General features: G+C 69.1%; 19 protein-coding genes. 3 read left to right on the top strand and 16 right to left on the bottom strand.

What is annotated here, in order from left to right:
- Window positions 1-2: 2 nt before the first annotated feature.
- Both CQ039_RS07180 and CQ039_RS07175 read right to left on the bottom strand, forming a co-directional pair.
- Window positions 3-380 carry a hypothetical protein gene (locus tag CQ039_RS07180; protein ID WP_105562654.1) on the bottom strand — a complete coding sequence of 126 codons (378 nt, stop codon included), beginning with the start codon at window positions 378-380 and terminating at the stop codon, window positions 3-5.
- Between the two features lie 59 nt (window positions 381-439).
- Window positions 440-1201 (bottom strand): ribonuclease, encoded by a 762-nt coding sequence (locus CQ039_RS07175; protein WP_233190152.1) that lies wholly within the window; start codon window positions 1199-1201, stop codon window positions 440-442.
- A 123-nt stretch (window positions 1202-1324) separates the two neighbouring features.
- On the opposite strand from CQ039_RS07175, the gene CQ039_RS07170 reads away from it, so the two are divergent.
- Complete coding sequence (locus tag CQ039_RS07170; RefSeq protein ID WP_105562655.1) at window positions 1325-1609, top strand: hypothetical protein; 285 nt, start codon at window positions 1325-1327, stop codon at window positions 1607-1609.
- Here the strand turns inward: CQ039_RS07170 and CQ039_RS07165 are convergent.
- Window positions 1606-2967, bottom strand: a complete 1362-nt coding sequence (locus tag CQ039_RS07165) for a Gfo/Idh/MocA family protein (RefSeq protein WP_105562656.1) — start codon at window positions 2965-2967, stop codon at window positions 1606-1608. The two genes, CQ039_RS07170 and CQ039_RS07165, sit on opposite strands and share 4 nt — an antisense overlap.
- Window positions 2968-3100: 133 nt before the next feature.
- Between CQ039_RS07165 and hmgA the strand changes: the two genes are divergently transcribed.
- Window positions 3101-4396: a homogentisate 1,2-dioxygenase gene (gene hmgA / locus CQ039_RS07160; RefSeq protein ID WP_105562657.1), complete on the top strand. Its 1296-nt coding sequence runs from the start codon at window positions 3101-3103 to the stop codon at window positions 4394-4396.
- Entirely contained in the window at window positions 4393-4773 is a 381-nt protein-coding gene (locus CQ039_RS07155) for a hypothetical protein (protein ID WP_105562658.1), read from the top strand. Before hmgA ends, CQ039_RS07155 begins: the two co-directional genes overlap by 4 nt.
- A 72-nt stretch (window positions 4774-4845) precedes the next feature.
- Here CQ039_RS07155 and CQ039_RS07150 read toward each other — a convergent pair whose 3' ends face one another.
- From CQ039_RS07150 to CQ039_RS07090, 13 genes are all read right to left on the bottom strand, one after another.
- A complete protein-coding gene (locus tag CQ039_RS07150) occupies window positions 4846-5121 on the bottom strand; it encodes a hypothetical protein (RefSeq protein WP_105562659.1) in 276 nt (91 codons plus the stop codon).
- 69 nt (window positions 5122-5190) lie between these two features.
- Window positions 5191-6189 (bottom strand): glucokinase, encoded by a 999-nt coding sequence (gene glk / locus CQ039_RS07145; protein WP_255413092.1) that lies wholly within the window; start codon window positions 6187-6189, stop codon window positions 5191-5193.
- Window positions 6189-8090: a phosphogluconate dehydratase gene (edd, locus tag CQ039_RS07140; protein ID WP_105562661.1), complete on the bottom strand. Its 1902-nt coding sequence runs from the start codon at window positions 8088-8090 to the stop codon at window positions 6189-6191. Before edd ends, glk begins: the two co-directional genes overlap by 1 nt.
- On the bottom strand, window positions 8090-8803 hold the full coding sequence (gene pgl, locus CQ039_RS07135; protein WP_105562662.1) for a 6-phosphogluconolactonase: 714 nt from the start codon (window positions 8801-8803) through the stop codon (window positions 8090-8092). Before pgl ends, edd begins: the two co-directional genes overlap by 1 nt.
- A complete protein-coding gene (gene zwf / locus CQ039_RS07130; RefSeq protein WP_105562663.1) occupies window positions 8796-10256 on the bottom strand; it encodes a glucose-6-phosphate dehydrogenase in 1461 nt (486 codons plus the stop codon). Before zwf ends, pgl begins: the two co-directional genes overlap by 8 nt.
- 49 nt (window positions 10257-10305) lie before the next feature.
- Window positions 10306-10932, bottom strand: coding sequence for a bifunctional phosphoribosyl-AMP cyclohydrolase/phosphoribosyl-ATP diphosphatase HisIE (gene hisIE / locus CQ039_RS07125; RefSeq protein ID WP_105562664.1), 627 nt, complete (start codon window positions 10930-10932; stop codon window positions 10306-10308).
- Window positions 10929-11696, bottom strand: coding sequence for an imidazole glycerol phosphate synthase subunit HisF (gene hisF / locus CQ039_RS07120; RefSeq protein ID WP_105562665.1), 768 nt, complete (start codon window positions 11694-11696; stop codon window positions 10929-10931). Before hisF ends, hisIE begins: the two co-directional genes overlap by 4 nt.
- Window positions 11693-12427 carry a 1-(5-phosphoribosyl)-5-[(5-phosphoribosylamino)methylideneamino]imidazole-4-carboxamide isomerase gene (gene hisA / locus CQ039_RS07115; protein ID WP_105562666.1) on the bottom strand — a complete coding sequence of 245 codons (735 nt, stop codon included), beginning with the start codon at window positions 12425-12427 and terminating at the stop codon, window positions 11693-11695. Before hisA ends, hisF begins: the two co-directional genes overlap by 4 nt.
- Window positions 12424-13041: an imidazole glycerol phosphate synthase subunit HisH gene (gene hisH / locus CQ039_RS07110; RefSeq protein ID WP_105562667.1), complete on the bottom strand. Its 618-nt coding sequence runs from the start codon at window positions 13039-13041 to the stop codon at window positions 12424-12426. Before hisH ends, hisA begins: the two co-directional genes overlap by 4 nt.
- A gap of 166 nt (window positions 13042-13207) precedes the next feature.
- Window positions 13208-14641 carry an imidazoleglycerol-phosphate dehydratase HisB gene (gene hisB / locus CQ039_RS07105; RefSeq protein WP_105562668.1) on the bottom strand — a complete coding sequence of 478 codons (1434 nt, stop codon included), beginning with the start codon at window positions 14639-14641 and terminating at the stop codon, window positions 13208-13210.
- Window positions 14638-15945, bottom strand: a complete 1308-nt coding sequence (gene hisD, locus CQ039_RS07100) for a histidinol dehydrogenase (RefSeq protein ID WP_105562669.1) — start codon at window positions 15943-15945, stop codon at window positions 14638-14640. Before hisD ends, hisB begins: the two co-directional genes overlap by 4 nt.
- Window positions 15945-16826, bottom strand: coding sequence for an ATP phosphoribosyltransferase (hisG, locus tag CQ039_RS07095; RefSeq protein WP_105562670.1), 882 nt, complete (start codon window positions 16824-16826; stop codon window positions 15945-15947). Before hisG ends, hisD begins: the two co-directional genes overlap by 1 nt.
- 9 nt (window positions 16827-16835) lie before the next feature.
- Window positions 16836-17138 (bottom strand): YerC/YecD family TrpR-related protein, encoded by a 303-nt coding sequence (locus CQ039_RS07090; RefSeq protein ID WP_105562671.1) that lies wholly within the window; start codon window positions 17136-17138, stop codon window positions 16836-16838.
- Window positions 17139-17244: the final 106 nt, after the last annotated feature.

The raw sequence follows: 17244 nt of genomic DNA, 5'->3' as shown, positions 1-17244 counted from the left end.
CTCTATCGCAAGGTCAGATAGCCCCGCTCGACCATGCGGCGCAGGGCCTCATAGGCCTCGGCCAGTTCCTCATAGGCGGTGCGGGCGGCGGTCAGGCGGGCGGTCTGGTCGGGCGTGACGGCCGAGCCGGATTCAGACAGGCGCAGGGCCTCGGCGGCCCAGCGGGCGCGGGCGTTGGCGGTCAGGACGGCCAACTTCTGGAAGGTGGCGACCTCGACCCGCGACAGGGTCTGGCCGAGGACCTCGCGGTTCGAGACGAAGGCGGCGTAGTCGATCTGCTCCAGTTGGCCGCGCAGGCGGCGCTGTTCCTGCGGGTCCAGGTCCTGCGGCTCGAAATGGTCGCGCTGGCGACGGTAGCTCTGGGTCAGCACGGTCGACATCGGCGGCGCTCCACAAGACGGCCCACACGGGCTGCGACTGCGAGGCTGCGCCGCTTCGGTTAACGGGTCGTTTGCGTGGTTCCCGTCGGCGCCAGCTTCAGCCGCTCGCGGTCAGGCGCGCCCAGGCCGCGCGGGCAGCGCATGGGACGATAGTCCTTGGAGTAGCAGAGCCGCGCCTCGCGGAACCAGCCGTCGGTGGTGGCGATGAAGACGCCTTCGCGCGGCAGGCCGGGATTGGCGGCGACAAAGGCGTCGCGGATGGCGCCGGCGGTCAGGCGCTCGGCCGGGATGGCCTCCAGGTCGGGCTTGTTCAGGCCGTTCCACATTCGCGCGGCCTGTTCGAAATAGGCCTCGGGGCTGTCCCAGCCGCAGGTGCCGTGGGCGGCCCATTCATGCTGTTGCAGCGACGGCGAGGGGGTCATGCAGAAGTTCTTCTTCACCGTCTCGACCGGGATGGCCGGGCCGGGGGCGGCGCAGTAGCGCGGGTGCCTGTTATCCGCGCCGTTGGGCCACAGGCCGTGCAGGGTCAGACCGAACTGGTTCTGGGCGCACTGATAACGCGCGTCCGGGTAGTCCTTGCCCGAACGACAGGCCTGGGGCGACCAACTGACGGCCAGCATGTTGAAGGCGACCGGTACATCGGGCGCGGCCTCGTCCGTCGGGATGCGGTAGGGGCGGGCGGGGGTCAGGTCGGCGGGAATGTCGCAGGTCGCGCCGGCGACCTCGGCCGCCGGAACCGAGGCGGCGGGCGGCAGGCCGTCGCAGGCCGTGAGCGTCAGGGACAGGGCCAGCAGGGCGGCGGGGATGGTCAGGGTTCGCATCGGGGCGCTCCTTCTGGCTGGCGACGGATGGCCCGCCCGTAAACCCTTCGTGAGCGGCGGCCAAGACGGAACCCTCGCCGCGTCCGCTCATTGAAAAGCGTAAGCATAATGAGGATGAGGCCTATGCCCGATCAAGCCGCCTTCGAAGCCGCCCTGGAAGAGGCGATCGCCCTGTTCGAGCAGGGCGAGGGGCTGGACCACAAGCGCTTCGACGCCCTGCTGGTCGAGATCGAGACCCGTCGCGCGGCCCTGACCGCCGTGCCGGAGGACGACCCGCGCGTCGAAGAGATTCGCCGTCTGCAGGAGCGGGCCGACGAACTGGAGGCTCGCGTGGCCGCCGGCAAGGGCTCGGTTATGGACGAGGTCAACCAGACCCTGTCGCCATTGATGGGGCGCAAGGGGGCCTAGTAGCGTCCGTCGAAGCCGAAGCTAGGCTGGCGCTCGCTCCACTTGCCACGCGTGAAATCGGGGAAGTCCAGGGTGCGGGCGCCCTCCGCGATCGACTGTTCCGACAGGGGGGTGATCGCGCTCCAGCTGACGCCGTCATAGATGTCCAGCGGCATGGGCGCCTTGGCCTTCAGGGCTTCGATGAAGGCGTGGATGACGAAGAAGTCCATGCCGCCGTGGCCGGTCCCGGCGGCGAGGGCCTCGTGGGTCTTCCACAGCGGGTGGTCGTACTGCTCGAACCAGGCCTCTTGCGCGTCCCACTGGTGGGCCGGGCTGCGGCCCTCGATGTGGACCGACTTGTTCACATCCATCCAGAGGCCGCCCGTGCCCTGGACCCGGAAGCCCAGCGAATAGGGGCGGGGCAGGCTGGTGTCGTGCTGCAGCAGGATGGTCTCGCCGTTGGCGCAGGTGATCGAGGTGGTGACCACGTCGCCCAGCTTGAACTTGACGGCGGCATTGGGGTGATCGGCGCCGCCGGTCTTGACCACATAGTCGTGCAGGCCGCGCGCCTTGGACGAGTGGCTGGTCAGATTGACCATCCGGTTGCCCCGGTTCAGGTCGATGTAGTTGGCGATCGGGCCGATGCCGTGGGTCGGATAGAGCTCGCCGTTGCGGTTGACCGAGTGCCAGGTGCGCCAGCGCGCCTCGGACCAGCCTTTCGGCCCGAACTCGACGCCGCCGCCATAGGGGCGTTCGGGGTCGCCGCTGTTGAACTTCACCGCACGCAGGTCGTGCTGATAGCCGCCCTGCAGGTGGACCAACTCGCCGAACAGGCCCGCCCGCACCATGTTCAGCGCCGCCAGGACATCGCGGCGATAGCAGACGTTTTCCAGCACCATATAGGGGGTGCCGGTGCGCTCATGGACCTCGATCAGGTCCCAGTGGTCCTGCAACGTCACCCCGGCGATGACCTCGCAGGCGACGGGGATTTTCGCCTCCATCGCGGCGATGGCCATGGGGGCGTGCCATTCCCAGGGCGTGGCGATGACCACGGCGTCGAGGCCGGGATGGGCCAGAAGGTCCAGATAGGCCCGGTCGGGCGCCCCCTCATAGGCGCGCGACGCAGGCCGTCCGGCGGCGGCGATCATGCCCTTGGCGCGGGCGATCATCAGGGGCTCGATGTCGCAGATGGCGACAATGTCCACGTCGTCGCGCTTCAGCAGGATGGGCATCAGGCTCTGCGCTCGCAGACCGACGCCGATGACGCCGATCTGCAGCCGGTCGGTGCGGTTGCCGCGCCGGGTCTGAGCAGAGGCCGCCAGTGCGGGCGTCGCCAGGGTTGTGGCGGCTGAGGCGGCGATGAAGGCGCGGCGATCCATGAGAGCTCCTTGGGGCAGGCGTGATTGCGCCATACGTCATGCCAACGGACGCGCCAATCATTGCTCCGGTCAAGCGGAGAAGGATGACGGCGCGCGCTTCCCCGGCTAAGTCCATGGCCAAGGGAGAAACCACATGACGCGATCCAACGCGCCCGCCTACCAGACCGGCTTCGCCAACCATTTCGCCACCGAGGCCGTCGAGGGCGCCCTGCCGGTCGGCCGCAACTCGCCGCAGCGCCCGGCCCTGGGCCTCTATGCCGAGCAGTTGTCGGGCGCGGCCTTCACCGCCCCGCGCGACCACAACCTGCGCAGTTGGCTCTATCGCCTGCGTCCTTCGGCCCAGCACGGGCCGTATCAGGCTTTCGCGCAAGGTCGGGTCCGTTCGGGGCCCTTCACCGAGACCCCGCCCAATCCCAACCGCATGCGTTGGGACCCCCTGACCATGCCGGATCAGCCGACCGACTGGGTCGAGGGCCTGACCACCTATGGCGGCAACGGCGATGCGGATTCGGGCGTCGGCGTGGGCGTCCACCTCTATGTCGCCAACCGCTCGATGGTCGATCGCGTCTTCTATTCCGCCGATGGCGAGCTACTGATCGTGCCGCAGCAGGGGGCGCAGCGCTTCGTCACCGAGATGGGCGTGATCGAAGCCGCGCCGGGGCATGTCGTCGTCATTCCGCGCGGCGTGCGCTTCCGCGTCGAGGTGGACGGCGAGGTGCGCGGCTATGTCTGCGAGAACTACGGCGCGCCTTTCCGCCTGCCGGACCTCGGCCCCATCGGCTCCAACGGTCTGGCCAATCCACGCGACTTCGAGACCCCGGTCGCCTGGTTCGAGGACGTCGACCGCCCGACGGAGTGCGTGCAGAAATACGGCGGACTTCTGTGGACCACGACCTTTGATCACAGCCCGCTGGACGTGGTCGGCTGGCACGGCAACTACGCCCCCTATCGCTATGACACGGCGCGGTTCAACACCATCGGCACGGTCAGCTTCGACCACCCGGACCCGTCGATCTTTACGGTCCTGACCTCGCCCAGCGACACGCCCGGCACGGCCAACTGCGACTTCGTCATCTTCCCGCCGCGCTGGATGGTGGCCGAGGACACCTTCCGCCCGCCGTGGTTCCACCGGAACGTCATGAGCGAGTTCATGGGGCTGATCTTCGGCGAATACGACGCCAAGGCCGGCGGCTTCGCCCCCGGCGGCGCGTCCTTGCACAACCGCATGAGCGGGCACGGCCCCGATCAGGCGAGTTGGAACGGCGCGACCCAGGCCGAACTGAAGCCGATGAAGATCGAAAACACCCTGGCCTTCATGTTCGAGACGCGGATGCCGATCCGCACCACGGCCTGGGCCGAAAAGACACCGCTGATGCAGCTCGACTACGACGACTGCTGGGCTGGGTTCGACAAAGGAAACCTCGGATGAAGCTGACAGCTGTTTTCATCGCGGCGGGGCTCAGCGCCCTGCTGTTGGCCGGGGCCTGCGCGCCGACCGAGACCCCCAGCGGTTCAGGCGCTGAAGCGCCGGTCCAGAGCGCCGAGGCTTCGGCCTGTGCTGCGCGCGGGGGCCAGATGCAGCAAGTCGGGCGGATGCAGTCCTGGCAATGCGTGATCAAGTACGCCGACGCAGGCAAGCGCTGCACTGACGCCTCGCAATGCCAGGGCCAGTGCGAAATCCCCGGCAACAACGGCATTGCGCCCGGCACGACGACTTCGGGCGTCTGCCAGGCCGACAGCAATCGTTTCGGCTGCCGCACCACGGTCAAGGACGGCAAGGCCGAAGCCACCCTCTGTATCGACTGAGACTGCCCGAGTTCCGTCCGTGAAAAAGCCCCCGTCGCGGTCGCGGCGGGGGCCTTGTCTTTTGTGCCGGCCCTAGTGGGTCGGGGCGGGCGCTGGCGGGGTGGTGCTCGGCGAGGTGTTCGGCGTGTTCTGGGTCGTCATGCCGCCATCAGCGTTGCCCGCCTGCTGTTCGATGCGGTCGGCTTCGGCGTTCAGGGCCTGTTCCTGGGCCTCGTTCGGCGTCGCTGCGGCCTGGGCTTCCAGGGCGTCGGCCTGTTTTTCGGCGGCCTTGTCGGCGGCGCTTTCGCCACAGGCGGCCAGACCGGCGATAGCGAAGATGGAGGCGGCGGCGAGAACGAATTTACGCATGGGACTGCTCCTTGTGGACCAGAGGAACGCCGCGTTTCACGTTCGGTTCACGCCGCCGTGATCACGTTTTCAGCCCGCCTCGTTGAACGCGACCCGCGCGGCGCCCAGCAGGGCGGCCTGCTTGTGCAGGATCACCTTGGTCGGGATGGCCTGCATGTACTCCTTGAACCGGCCCTTGCGCTCGAAACGGGTGCGGAAGGGGCTGGCCTTCAGGAAGGGCAGGATGCGCGGGGCGATGCCGCCGGCGATATAGACCCCGCCGCGCGCACCGGTCGTCAGGGCGATGTCCCCGGCCACGGCGCCCAGGATGGCGCAGAAGCGGGCCAGGGTGGCGCCGCAAGGACTGTTGGGGTCCTTCATCGCCGTCTCGGTGATTTCGGCGGGATCTTCTATGTGCGTCTCGCGCCCGTCGATCTCGGCCAGGGCGCGGTGCATGTTCAACAGGCCGGGGCCGCAGATCAGGCGCTCGATCGACACCCGGTCATAGCGACGGCGCAGGATACGCAGGATCTCGTCCTCGACTGGATCGCCGGGCGGGAAGCAGGCGTGACCGCCTTCGGACGGCATGGCCATTTCCCTGCCGTGGGCGTCGCGCACCAGGGCCGAGACGCCGAAGCCGGTGCCGGGTCCCAGCACCGCCACCGTGGCGTGGGGATCGCCGTCCACCGGCCCGCCCAGCGACGCCAACTGGTCCTCAGGCACGATGGGGGCGCCCCAGGCCAGGGCCTCGAAGTCGTTGATCAGCTTGATCGGCTTCAGGCCCAAGGTCTGAAGCTCGCCCTCGGACACTCGCCAGGGCGAGTTGGTCAGGTCGATCTCGCCGTCCGTCACCGGTCCGGCCACGGCGATGACGCCGCCGGTCGGCTTGACGTCGCAGCCGTCGAGGAAGGCCTTGACCCCGCCGAGGAAGGTGGGGTGTTCCGAGGCCGGGAAGCTCTCGTGGTGCTCCAGCACCGGGCGCCCGTCGACCATGCGGGTCAGAGCGAAACGGGCGTTGGTGCCGCCGACGTCGCCGACGAGAAGAATCTGGTCATTCATGGGTCGTTTCCTGCGCTCGGTTGGGCGGATCAGGCGTCCACCGTCCGGTCGACGAAGTTGGGGTTGGGCGGGGTGTCGGTATGGCCGCCGACCCCGGTGGGAAGGGCGAAGCAGACGCTGGCCCCCTGTTCAGCCGTGCTCACCACATGGCGGAACGCCCCGAACAGTTCGCGGCCGTAGCCCCAGGACGAACCCTCGGCGTTGGCGGTCGAACGGACGGCCAGAGGGCGCGCCGTCAGGTCGGCCACGCCCACCGTGGTCAGCACCCCGGCTTCGGCGTCCAGACGGATGATGTCGCCGTCCCGCACATGGGCCAGGGGGCCGCCGGCAAGGGCTTCGGGCGAAACGTGGATGGCGGCGGGGGTCTTGCCGCTGGCGCCCGACATGCGGCCGTCGGTGACGAAGGCAACCTTGAAGCCCTTGTCCTGAAGCACAGACAGGGCGGGCGACAGGGAGTGCAGTTCCGGCATGCCGTTGGCCTTGGGCCCCTGGAAGCGCAGCACCAACACCACGTCGCGGTTCAGCTTGCCGTCCTTGAAGGCCTGCAGGGCGTCTTCCTGGGTCTCGAACACGGCGGCGGGGGCCTCGACGATGCGGTTCTCGGGCTTGACCGCCGAGACCTTGATCACCGCCCGGCCCAAATCGCCTTGCACCAGACGCAGGCCGCCGTCCTTCTGGAACGGGTTCGACGCCGGGCGCAGGATGTCCAGGTCCAAGCTGTCCTCGACCGTGTCGCGCCAGACCAGTTCGCCGTCGATCAGGCAGGGCTCCTGGAAATAGGCCTCCATGCCCTGACCCATGATGGTCGTGACGTCGTTGTGCAGGATACCCGCCCGCACCAGTTCGCGCGTGACGAAGGCCGTGCCGCCCGCCGCCTGGAAGGCGTTCACGTCGGCCGAGCCGTTGGGATAGACCCGCGCCAGCAGCGGCGTCGCCGACGACAGCTGGTCCATGTCGGTCCAGTCGATCAGCACCCCCGCCGCCCGGGCCATGGCCACCAGGTGGATGGCGTGGTTGGTCGAGCCGCCGGTGGCCAGCAGGGCCACGATCATGTTGACGATGGTCTTTTCCGACACGACATCGGCCATACGGCCTTCGCCCGATCGGGCCAGTTCCACCGCCCGCTTGGCCGCCGCCGCCGTCAGGGCGTCGCGCAGGCCCGTCTCCGGGTGGACGAAGGCGGTCGAGGGCAGGTGCAGGCCCGCGATCTCCATCATCATCTGGTTGGAGTTGGCCGTGCCGTAGAAGGTGCAGGTGCCCGGCGAGTGATAGCTGCCGATCTCGCTGGCCAGCAGGGTGGTGCGATCCACCAGGCCTTGCGCGTATTCGGCGCGAACGCGGGCCTTTTCGGCGTTGGGAATGCCCGAGGGCATGGGACCGGCGGGCGCGAAGACAACCGGCAGATGGCCAAAGGCCAGGGCACCCATGAACAGGCCGGGCACGATCTTGTCGCAGACGCCCAGCATCATGGCGGAATCAAAGGCGTCGTGGGTCAGGGCCACGCCGGTCGCCATGGCGATGGCGTCGCGGCTGAACAGCGACAGCTCCATGCCGGGGCGTCCTTGCGTGACGCCGTCGCACATGGCTGGGGTCCCGCCGGCCACCTGGGCCGTGGCCCCGACCTCGCGCACCGCCTTGCGGATCACCTCGGGGAAGCGCTCGAACGGCTGATGCGCCGACAGCATGTCGTTATAGGCGGTGACGACGCCGACATTGGGCTTGGACCCGTCCATGGCCGTCAGCTTGTCGGCGATGGTCTGGCCTGCGAAGGCATGCGCCCAGTTGGCGCAGGACAGCTTGGCCCGACCGGCGCCGCTGTCGCGGGCGGCGTCCATGCGGCGCAGATAGTCGGCGCGGGTTGCGCGGCTGCGTTCGATGATGCGGACGGTGACTTCCGCCACAACCGGGTTCAGGGGAGGGTTGAGGGCCATCAGACGGCCTCCGTCCAAAGCACTTCGAGAGGAACCTTCGCCGCGATCATCGCCGCGATGGGATGGATGCGCGGATCGCCCGCCGCCTCGCGTTCGAACACGGCGCGCTTGGCGGCGCCGGTCAGGGCCAGGACGACCCGGCGGGCGCTGATCAGATAAGGCAGGTTGATCGACAGGCGTTCCAACGAGGGCGCCAGGCCGTCGCGACCGGCCGGCACGCCATAGACGGCGGGCTTCAGGTTCGGCGTCAGCAGGGTCTTCAGCGTCGGGCTTTCGGGGAACATGGAGCAGATGTGCCCGTCCTCGCCCATGCCCAGCAGAGCGGCGTCCAGACGCCCGCCCTCGGCGGCCAGCGCCTTCGACGCCTCGGCTGCGGCCCGGTCCACGGTCACGGAGGGGCTGTAGAGCGGCAGGAAGCGCGCGGCTGCGGCGTTGCCGGTGAGCAGGGTCCGTTTCATCAGCGCCGCGTTCGAGTCCGGCGAGGTCTCGGGCACATAGCGCTCGTCCACCAGGGTCGTCGTGACCTTGGACCAGTCCAGATCGGCTTGCGCCAACCGCGCATAGACGGGCGAGGGGGTCGACCCGCCCGCGCCGGCGAAGACCGCGCGGCCCTCTGCGGCGACGCCCTCGGCCAGGGCCTCGGTCAGCCGCGCGGCGGCGGCCTCGGCCCAGGCGGCGGTGTCAGCGAAGGTCTCGATCGCGAGGCTACTCATCACGCGTGTTCCACTTGCGTCCGGTGCGCGACAGCAGCAGGTCCGCCGCCTCGGGACCCCAGGTTCCAGCGACATAGTCCAGCGGCTTGAAGGCCGCGCCCGACCAGGCGTCAGACACCTCGTCCACCCATTTCCACGCCTGTTCCGCCTCGTCGCGACGCACGAACAGGGTGCTGTCGCCGTGCATGGCGTCCAGCAGCAGCCGCTCATAGGCGATGCGGCGGCGCGGCGGGGCGGCGTCTTTACCGTTCACGCCCCAGGACAGGCTCATCTTGATCGGCTGCAACTGCATCCGCTGATCCAGCCCCGGCTTCTTGTTCATCACCGACAGCGAGATGTCTTCCTCGGGCTGCAGCTCGATGACCAGACGGTTGGCGTTGATCTCGCCGCGCTCGCCGTGGCCGAAGATGGAGTGGGGCACCGGCTTGAACTGGATGACGATCTCCGTGCGCTTCTCGGGCAGGCGTTTGCCGGTGCGCATGAAGAAGGGCACCCCCGCCCAGCGCCAGTTGTCGATGTCGGCGCGGATGGCGACAAAGGTCTCGGTCTCAGAAGGCTGGCCGCGTTCCTCGTCATAGCCCTTGGCCGGTTTGCCCTCGCTGGTCCCCGCCACATACTGGCCGCGCACGGTGACGCGCTCGGCTTCTTCCAGGGTGATGGGGCGCAAGGACCTCAGCACCTTGACCTTCTCGTTGCGCACCGAGTCCGGGTCCAGGTCGCTGGGCGGCTCCATCGCCACCAGGCACAGCAGCTGCAGCATGTGGTTCTGCAGCATGTCCCGCAGGGCGCCGTACTCGTCGTAATAGGGCCAGCGGTCGCCGACCCCCACCGTCTCGCCGACCGTGATCTGGACGTGATCGACCGTCAGATTGTTCCACAAGGGCTCGAAGATGGTGTTGCCGAAGCGCAGGGCGATCAGGTTCTGCACCGTCTCCTTGCCCAGGTAGTGGTCGATGCGGAACACCTGCCGCTCGTCAAAGGCGTGGGCCACGGCGTCGTCGATTTCGAGGAAGCTCTCCAGGTCGCGCCCGACCGGCTTCTCCAGCACGATGCGGCAGTTCTTCTCGGCCAGGCCCGCCGTCTTCATCGCCGTGACGATGCGGCCATAGAGGGAGGGCGACACCGCGAGGAAGGACGTCACCTCGCCGTCGCCGCACCTGGCCTTCAGCGGGGCCAGACTGGCCGGATCGGTGGCGTCCACCGCCAGATAGTCCAGCCGCGCCTTCATCCGCGCCCAACTGGCTTCGTCCCAGCCGCCGTCGACCTCGGCGCGGGCCTTTACCGCCTCATGGACCTTGGCGACATATTCCTCGGCGCTTTCCTCGGACCGCGCGGCGCCGATGATCTTCAGGCCGTCCGGCAGCAGACCGTCGTGGTCGAGGAAATAGAGCGAAGGCAACAGCATCCGCATGGCGAGGTCGCCGCCGCCGCCGAACAGAATCAGTGCCGCCATTCGTCCCATTCCTCCCTGATCCCGACATGCGGGATATTCGCCTCAAGGCCTAGGCTTTGGTCTTGGCCGCTTCCGCGCGCTTCGCCAAGACGACCAATACGTCCTGAAACACCATGTTACGGGCATGGAGAAGAACGAGCAGGTGATAGATCAAATCCGCGGCCTCGCTGGCGAGTTCCGCCTCGTCGCCCGCAGCCCCCGCCAGGGCCGTCTCCACGCCCTCTTCGCCGACCTTCTGCGCCGCCCGCTTTGGCCCCTGAGCGATCAGGCGCGCGGTCCAGCTGTCATTGGGATCGGCCTGGGCGCGGACGTGGATGGTGCGCTCCAGTCGCGCGATGCGGCCCAGCCCCGGCGCGTCCTCGTCGCCGAAGCAACTGATGCGGTTCAGGTGGCAGGCGTTGCCGACCGGGCGCACCTTCACCACCACGGCGTCGCCGTCGCAGTCGGGCGTCACCGATACGACATTGAGGAAATCCCCCGAGGTCTCGCCCTTGCGCCACCGCCCCCCGCGCGAGCGTGAGAAGAAGGTGGCCTGGCCGCTGTCCAGCGTCTCGCGCAGCGCCGCCTCGTCCATGTAGGCCAGGGTCAGTACCTGCAGGGTGTCGGCGTCCTGCACCACGGCGGGGATCAGGCCGTCGCCCTTGGCGAAGTCGATTTTGGAAATGTCGAGGGTCATATCCTCACCTCCACGCCTTGCGTGTCCAGGTAACGTTTGAGATCGGGAATCGCGATCGCGCCCGAGTGGAAGACGCTGGCCGCCAATGCCCCCGACACGTCCGCCTCCACAAACACGTCGCGGAAATGCTCGACCGCCCCGGCCCCGCCCGAGGCCACCAGCGGGATGGTCAGCCGCCGCCGCGCTTCGGCCAGTTGTTCGATGTCATAGCCGCGCCGCACCCCGTCCTGATCAATGCAGTTCAGCACGATCTCGCCAGCGCCGAGGCCTTGCGCCTCGACGATCCAGTCCATGGTCAGCCGGCCGGCGCCGCGTCGGGCGTCGGGATCGCCGGTGTATTTGTGCACCCGCCATTCGCCGTCCTGAAAGGCGCTGTCGACGCCGACGACGACGCATTGGCGCCCCAGCCGCGCCGCCATCTCGCCGATCAGCTCGGGGCGCTCCAGCGCGGGCGAGTTGATCGACACCTTGTCGGCTCCGTGGTCGAGACAGCGCGCCGCCTGCTCCACCGTGCGGATGCCGCCTGCGACGCAGAAGGGGATGTCCAGCAGCCGGGCGATGTCCTGCACCCAGCCATAGTCCAGCGTCCGCCCCTCAGGGCTGGCGGTGATGTCGTAGAAGACCAGTTCGTCGGCCCCGGCGTCGCGATAGCGCGCGGCCAGTTCGGCGGCGTCGCCCATGTCCACGTGACCCTCGAACCGCACGCCCTTGACCACCCGTCCGTCCTTGACGTCCAGGCAGGGGATGATGCGTCTCGCGGTCATCCGGCCACCGCCTTCAGCGCCTCGGCCACGGTGAAGCGGCCTTCGTAGAGGGCGCGCCCGACGATGGCCCCGTCGCAGCCCAGGTCGCGCGCGGCGGTCAGGTCGTCCAGCGTCGCCACCCCGCCCGAGGCCTGAATCTTCAGTTCTGGACGACGCGCCAACGCCTCGCCCAGCAGGTCGAGATTGGGCCCGGTCAGGGCGCCGTCGCGGCCCACGTCGGTCATCAGGACGTGGGTCAGCAGGTCGGACGGATAGCGCGCCAGCACGCTCCACAGATCGACCCCCGCCGACTGGGTCCAGCCCTTCAGCGCCGGCACCGGAACCCCGTCCTCGTATTTCACATCCAGCGCCAGGGTGATGCGCTCGGACCCGAACCGATCCAGCCAGGCCAGCACTTCGTCCGACTGCGTCACCGCCAGCGACCCGACCACGACGCGGCTGACGCCCGCCTCCAGCAGTCGCTCGACATCGGCCTCGGAGCGCACCCCGCCGCCCGACTGGATCTTGACCGCGACGGAGGCCGCCAGCTCGCCGATCAGGCCGTGCTGCATGGCGCGCCCGGCCTCGGCCCCGTCCAGATCGACCACGTGCACCCATTCGGCGCCCTCGGCGGCGAAGGCGGCCAGACGCGCGGCGGGGACCTCGTCATAGCGGGTCACCTGATCGAACCGCCCGTGCATCAAGCGCACGCAGACGCCGTCCTTCAGGTCGATGGCGGGATAGACGATCACGCGGGCAGCTCCAGGAAGTTCTTCAGAATACGCGCCCCCGCCGCCGCCGACCGCTCCGGGTGGAACTGGCAGCCCCAGCGGTTGGCGCTGTTGACTACGGCGGGGACGGCGATGCCGTAGTCGGCGGCGGCGATCGTCGCCGGGCCGTCGGGGCAGACGAAGCCGTGGACGAAATAGGCCCAGTCGCCGTCCTTGATCCCCTCCAGCAGCGGATCGGGACGACGGATCGTCAGCCGGCTCCACCCCATGTGCGGCGAGGGCCGCGACGGGGCCGGCGCGATGGCCTCGACCCTGCCCGGGATCAGGCCCAGCAGGTCCGCGCCGCCATTCTCTGTGCCTTCATCCTCGGCGCTGGCCTCGAACAGCAGCTGCTGGCCCAGACAGACGCCCAGCAGCGGCCGCTTGAACCGCCGCAGCGGCTCGACCAGACCGAGCGCATTCAGCCGCTTCATGGCGTAGCCCGCCGCGCCGACGCCGGGCAGGATGACCCGCTCGGCTTCATCCAGATCGGCGGGATCGGCGCTGATCCGCACCCGCGCGCCCAGTCGCTCCAGCGCGAACCGGACCGAGGCCACATTGCCCGAGCCGTAGCCGATCAGGGTGACGTTGCTCATGAGGCTGTTCCGATCCTCCCCTGTCGCATAGCGACGGGGGAGGGGGACCATGCGAAGCATGGTGGAGGGGGCGAGAACTGGTCGCGGAGGCTGGGGTTCGCCCCCTCCACCGCTACGCGGTTCCCCTCCCCCGCTTCGCAGGGGAGGATTGCAAATGCGGTTCCCATCACAGCACCCCCTTCGTGCTCGGCACCACATCGCCCTCGACGCGGATGGCCTGACGCAAGGCGCGGCCCAGGGCCTTGAACACGGCCTCGGTCTTGTGGTGGTCGTCGTCGCCGGTGACCGTGACATGGATGGCCGCGCCCAGGTTCTCGGCCAGCGAGCGGATCACGTGGGCCGTCAGGTCGGTGCGGTAGTCGCCGATGAAGGGGGTCGCAAACGTCCCCTCGAACACCGGATAGGGCCGCCCCGACAGGTCGATGGAGACCGCCGCATTGGCCTCGTCCATCGGCAGGACGAAGCCATAGCGCTGAATGCCTTTTCGCTCGCCCAGCGCCTGTTTCAGCGCCTGCCCCAGAGCAATGGCGCTGTCTTCGATGGTGTGGTGCGGATCGGTGTGCAGGTCGCCTTCGCACGACAGGCGGATCGAAAACCCGCCGTGCGCCGCCACCTGTTCGATCATGTGGTCAAAGAAGCCGACGCCCGTGTGGATCGTCACCGGTCCGGTGTTGTCCAGATCGACGGCGCAGACGATGCGCGTTTCCTTGGTGTCGCGCACGGCCTGACCGACGCGCGAGCGGCGCACCTTGGGCGCGGCGGCGCCGAGGGCGACCAGCAGCCGGTCATTGACCTCGGGCTTCAGCGAGACCGGCAGACGCACGCGGTCGCCGGCGGCGTCGGCGCTCAGTCCGAACCGGCGCAGATCTTCGATCACGGCGGCCGGATCAGACGGCCGGGCGATGATCACCGGGCCAACCCCGGCCTCCAGCGGCATCAGCCGCGACAGGGCCTCAGCCACGCGGGCGCGCTCGCGGCGCACCCCGTTGATGCGCTCGGCCGTCTCGATCATCCGCGACGGGTCCAGCGCCTGCAGCGCCAGCCGCACCGAGACCTCGGGCAGGGCATAGGGTTCCAGCACGCTCGCCAACCGCGCCAGTGTCTGGGCTTGGGCGACCGCGCCGCCGACCCGCGCCCCGGCCAGACCATAGGCCAGAGACAGGCTGCGCAGCACGATCAGGTTGGCGTGGTCCTTGACCACGCTTGCAGCCGAGGCCGCCTCGGCGAACTCGACCAGCCCCTCGTCCACCACCAGCAGGGCCGGGGCGACGCGTTCGGCCATCTCGGCCACGGCCTCGGGCGAACCCAGGGCGCGGATCACGACGGCGGCGATCTCCGCGCCTTCGGCAGGTCGGGCGTAAAGAGCCGCCAGTCCCAAATAGGGCTCCGCATCCGGCGCCTGAACCTTCAACCCGTCGCGCGCCGCCAGACGCCAGACCAACTCCAGCCCGTGCGTCAGCCCGCGCACCGGCAGCACCTGATCGGCGGCGACGCCATAGAGGTCAGCCAGTCGGGCGCCGAGCGTTGTCGGGTCGGTCGGATAGCGGTCCAGACCCTCGCCGCCTGACACCAGCGGCGCATAGGGTGCGGGTAGGGTCATCCTTCCGTCCTCAGATCGGCCGCCCGCGCGTGGGCCTCCAGCCCCTCCATCCGCGCCAGACGGGCGGCGACGGGGGCCAGGGCGGCGGCACCGGCTTGGGTGACGGTCTGCACTGACATGGTGGTCATGAAGCTGGCGGTGGTGATGCCGCCGAGCGTCCGCGCCCCGCCGTCGGTCGGCAGGACGTGGCTGGGTCCGGCGGCGTAGTCGCCGAGCGTCTCGGCCGCCCACTGGCCGACGAAGACCGCCCCGGCGGCGGTGATCTTGTCCACCAGACGCTCGGCCTCCTCGGCCTGAATCGACAGGTGCTCGGGCCCATAGAGGTTGGCCACGGCGCAGGCCTCGTTCATGTCGGCCACGCGGATGGCGCGGGCCTGCTCCAGCGAGGCGCGAGCCACGGCGGCGCGGGGCAGGGTCTGAACCTGACGCTCGACCTCGGCGACGATCTCGGTCAGGGCTGTGCCGCTGTCGGAGACAAGGATCACTTGCGCGTCGGCGTCATGCTCGGCCTGGCTCAGCAGGTCGGCGGCGACGATCTCGAAGTCGGCGTCGCGGTCGGCGATGACCAGCAGCTCCGACGGCCCTGCCGGCATGTCCTGCGCCGGGCCGTTCGGCAGCGACGAGGCATAGCGCTTGGCCTCGGCCACATAGGCGTTGCCGGGACCGAACAGCTTGTCGACGGGTTCGATGACGCCCGCCTCCAGCTCGACGCCAAACGTCAGGGCAGCAATCGCCTGCGCCCCGCCCAGCAGCCACAGCTCGTCCAGACCCGCCTCGGCGGCGGCGACGATCATGGCCGGGTGCACCGAGCCGTCCTTCGACGGCGGGGTGACGGCCACGCGCCGCCCGACCCCGGCCACGCCCGCCGGAATGGCCAGCATCAGCAGGGACGAAAACAGCGGCGCCGTGCCGCCGGGCACATAGAGACCCGCCGAGCCGATAGGCCGCCAGACCAGCTTCGACTTCACGCCCGGCGTCGTCTCGATGAAGGCGGTGTCCTCGGGCCGCGTCGCCGCGTGGAAGACGCGGACGTTGTCGGCGGCGACCCGCAGGGCGCGCGCGGCGGCGGGCGGCAGGTCGGCGCGGGCCTCGGCGGCGGCCTTCTCGGTGATCGCCACCCGGCGAGGGGCGGCGCCGTCCAGCTTGATCGCCCAGTCGGTCACGGCCTGGCCGCCGCGCGCCTGCACGTCGTCGAAAATCTCGCGCACCACGCTGGTGACGAAGCCCTCGGTGCGTTGCTGCGGACGCGCCAGCGCCGCCTTGCGCTCGGCGGCGTCCAGTTTGTTCCAGTCGATACGCTTCATCACATCATCTTCTCGATCGGCAGGACCAGGATGGCCGAAGCCCCCGCCGCCTTCAGCTTCTCCAGCGTCTCCCAGAAGACGGCTTCCTGACACACGGCGTGGACGGCCACGGCGTCGTCACGGCCCGACAGGGGCATGACGGTCGGCGACCCGGCGCCGGGCAGGATGGCGGTGATCTGATCCAGCGCCGAGCGCGGCGCGTTCAGCATGACGTACTTGGCGCCCTGCGAGGACACGACGCCGGCCATCCGCTCGATGATGCTGTCCAGCAGGTGCTGCAAGCTGGCCTCAGGCGCGGTCGGCGACTTGATCAGCACCGCCTGGCTATCCAGCACGGTCTCCTTAGGCGTAAGGCCGTTGGCCTCCAGCGTGGCGCCGGTCGAGACCAGGTCGCAGATGGCCGAGGCCAGCTTTAGGCGGGGGGCCACCTCGACCGCCCCGCGCATGGTGACGATGTCGGCGCGCACGTCGCGGTCGTTGAGGAAGCGACGCAGGATCTTGGGATAGGAGGTGGCGATGCGCAGACCGTCCAGCGACTGCGGCCCGGTGTAGTCCAGGCTCGGCGGCACGGCGATCTTCAGGGTGCAGCGGCCAAAGCCCAGCGGCATGACCACCTCGGCGTTGGGGCCGCCGTTCCTGAGCTCTTCCAGCACGTTCTCGCCGACGATGCCGAGGTCGCAGACCCCGTCCGCCACGAAGGTCGGAATGTCATCGTCGCGCACCCGCAGCAGGTCGATCGGATAGTTCTCGATCCGGTACAGCAGCTCGTTGTTGCCCTTGACGACGCGCAGACCGGCGTCGCGGACCAGGTCCAGGCTGCGTTCGGCCAGACGGCCGGATTTCTGGACGGCGATGCGAAGCCGTCCTTGCACGGTGCTCATGATGGTAACTCAGGCTTTCTGCTTCAGGCGGTCCAGCACCAGGCGATAGCCCTGGTGCGGCATGTCCTTGAGGGAACGCGCGACGCGCACCACGGTTGTCGGGCTGGCCGAGGCCTCCACCGCGATCTCGCGATAGGTCTTGTCCCCGCCGTCCAGCAGCCGCGCCACCTGCCACCGCTCAGCAAAGGCGCGCAGCTCGGCGGGGGTGCACAGGTCGGACAGAAAGGCGTCGGCCTCCGCCCGCGTCTGCAACGAAAGCAGGGCGTCCAGCAGGGCGGTCTTGGCGGCGTCGGTGCTCATGGCGCGTTCCATTATGCTGTAACAATGGAACGGTCAATCGGCTTCTTGCTCGCCAGCTGTGATGGCCAGTTCGTCGTCAGCGCGCCAAAGAAGGCCTGATCTGCAAGCGCGCGGCTGG

This window comes from Brevundimonas sp. MYb52, assembly GCF_002979535.1.
Taxonomy (GTDB): Bacteria; Pseudomonadota; Alphaproteobacteria; order Caulobacterales; family Caulobacteraceae; genus Brevundimonas.
Note: the sequence above shows the minus strand (reverse complement) of the source record. Positions and strands in the feature narration are given on the sequence as shown.

Excerpts from the sequence above, each read along its gene's own strand:
- CQ039_RS07180 (WP_105562654.1), bottom strand. The coding sequence starts at position 380 with ATGTCGACCGTGCTGACCCAGAGCTACCGTCGCCAGCGCGACCATTTC.
- CQ039_RS07175 (WP_233190152.1), bottom strand. The coding sequence starts at position 1,201 with ATGCGAACCCTGACCATCCCCGCCGCCCTGCTGGCCCTGTCCCTGACG.
- CQ039_RS07170 (WP_105562655.1), top strand. The coding sequence starts at position 1,325 with ATGCCCGATCAAGCCGCCTTCGAAGCCGCCCTGGAAGAGGCGATCGCC.
- CQ039_RS07165 (WP_105562656.1), bottom strand. The coding sequence starts at position 2,967 with ATGGATCGCCGCGCCTTCATCGCCGCCTCAGCCGCCACAACCCTGGCG.
- hmgA (WP_105562657.1), top strand. The coding sequence starts at position 3,101 with ATGACGCGATCCAACGCGCCCGCCTACCAGACCGGCTTCGCCAACCAT.
- CQ039_RS07155 (WP_105562658.1), top strand. The coding sequence starts at position 4,393 with ATGAAGCTGACAGCTGTTTTCATCGCGGCGGGGCTCAGCGCCCTGCTG.
- CQ039_RS07150 (WP_105562659.1), bottom strand. The coding sequence starts at position 5,121 with ATGCGTAAATTCGTTCTCGCCGCCGCCTCCATCTTCGCTATCGCCGGT.
- edd (WP_105562661.1), bottom strand. The coding sequence starts at position 8,090 with ATGGCCCTCAACCCTCCCCTGAACCCGGTTGTGGCGGAAGTCACCGTC.
- pgl (WP_105562662.1), bottom strand. The coding sequence starts at position 8,803 with ATGAGTAGCCTCGCGATCGAGACCTTCGCTGACACCGCCGCCTGGGCC.
- zwf (WP_105562663.1), bottom strand. The coding sequence starts at position 10,256 with ATGGCGGCACTGATTCTGTTCGGCGGCGGCGGCGACCTCGCCATGCGG.
- hisIE (WP_105562664.1), bottom strand. The coding sequence starts at position 10,932 with ATGACCCTCGACATTTCCAAAATCGACTTCGCCAAGGGCGACGGCCTG.
- hisF (WP_105562665.1), bottom strand. The coding sequence starts at position 11,696 with ATGACCGCGAGACGCATCATCCCCTGCCTGGACGTCAAGGACGGACGG.
- hisH (WP_105562667.1), bottom strand. The coding sequence starts at position 13,041 with ATGAGCAACGTCACCCTGATCGGCTACGGCTCGGGCAATGTGGCCTCG.
- hisB (WP_105562668.1), bottom strand. The coding sequence starts at position 14,641 with ATGACCCTACCCGCACCCTATGCGCCGCTGGTGTCAGGCGGCGAGGGT.
- hisD (WP_105562669.1), bottom strand. The coding sequence starts at position 15,945 with ATGAAGCGTATCGACTGGAACAAACTGGACGCCGCCGAGCGCAAGGCG.
- hisG (WP_105562670.1), bottom strand. The coding sequence starts at position 16,826 with ATGAGCACCGTGCAAGGACGGCTTCGCATCGCCGTCCAGAAATCCGGC.
- CQ039_RS07090 (WP_105562671.1), bottom strand. The coding sequence starts at position 17,138 with ATGGAACGCGCCATGAGCACCGACGCCGCCAAGACCGCCCTGCTGGAC.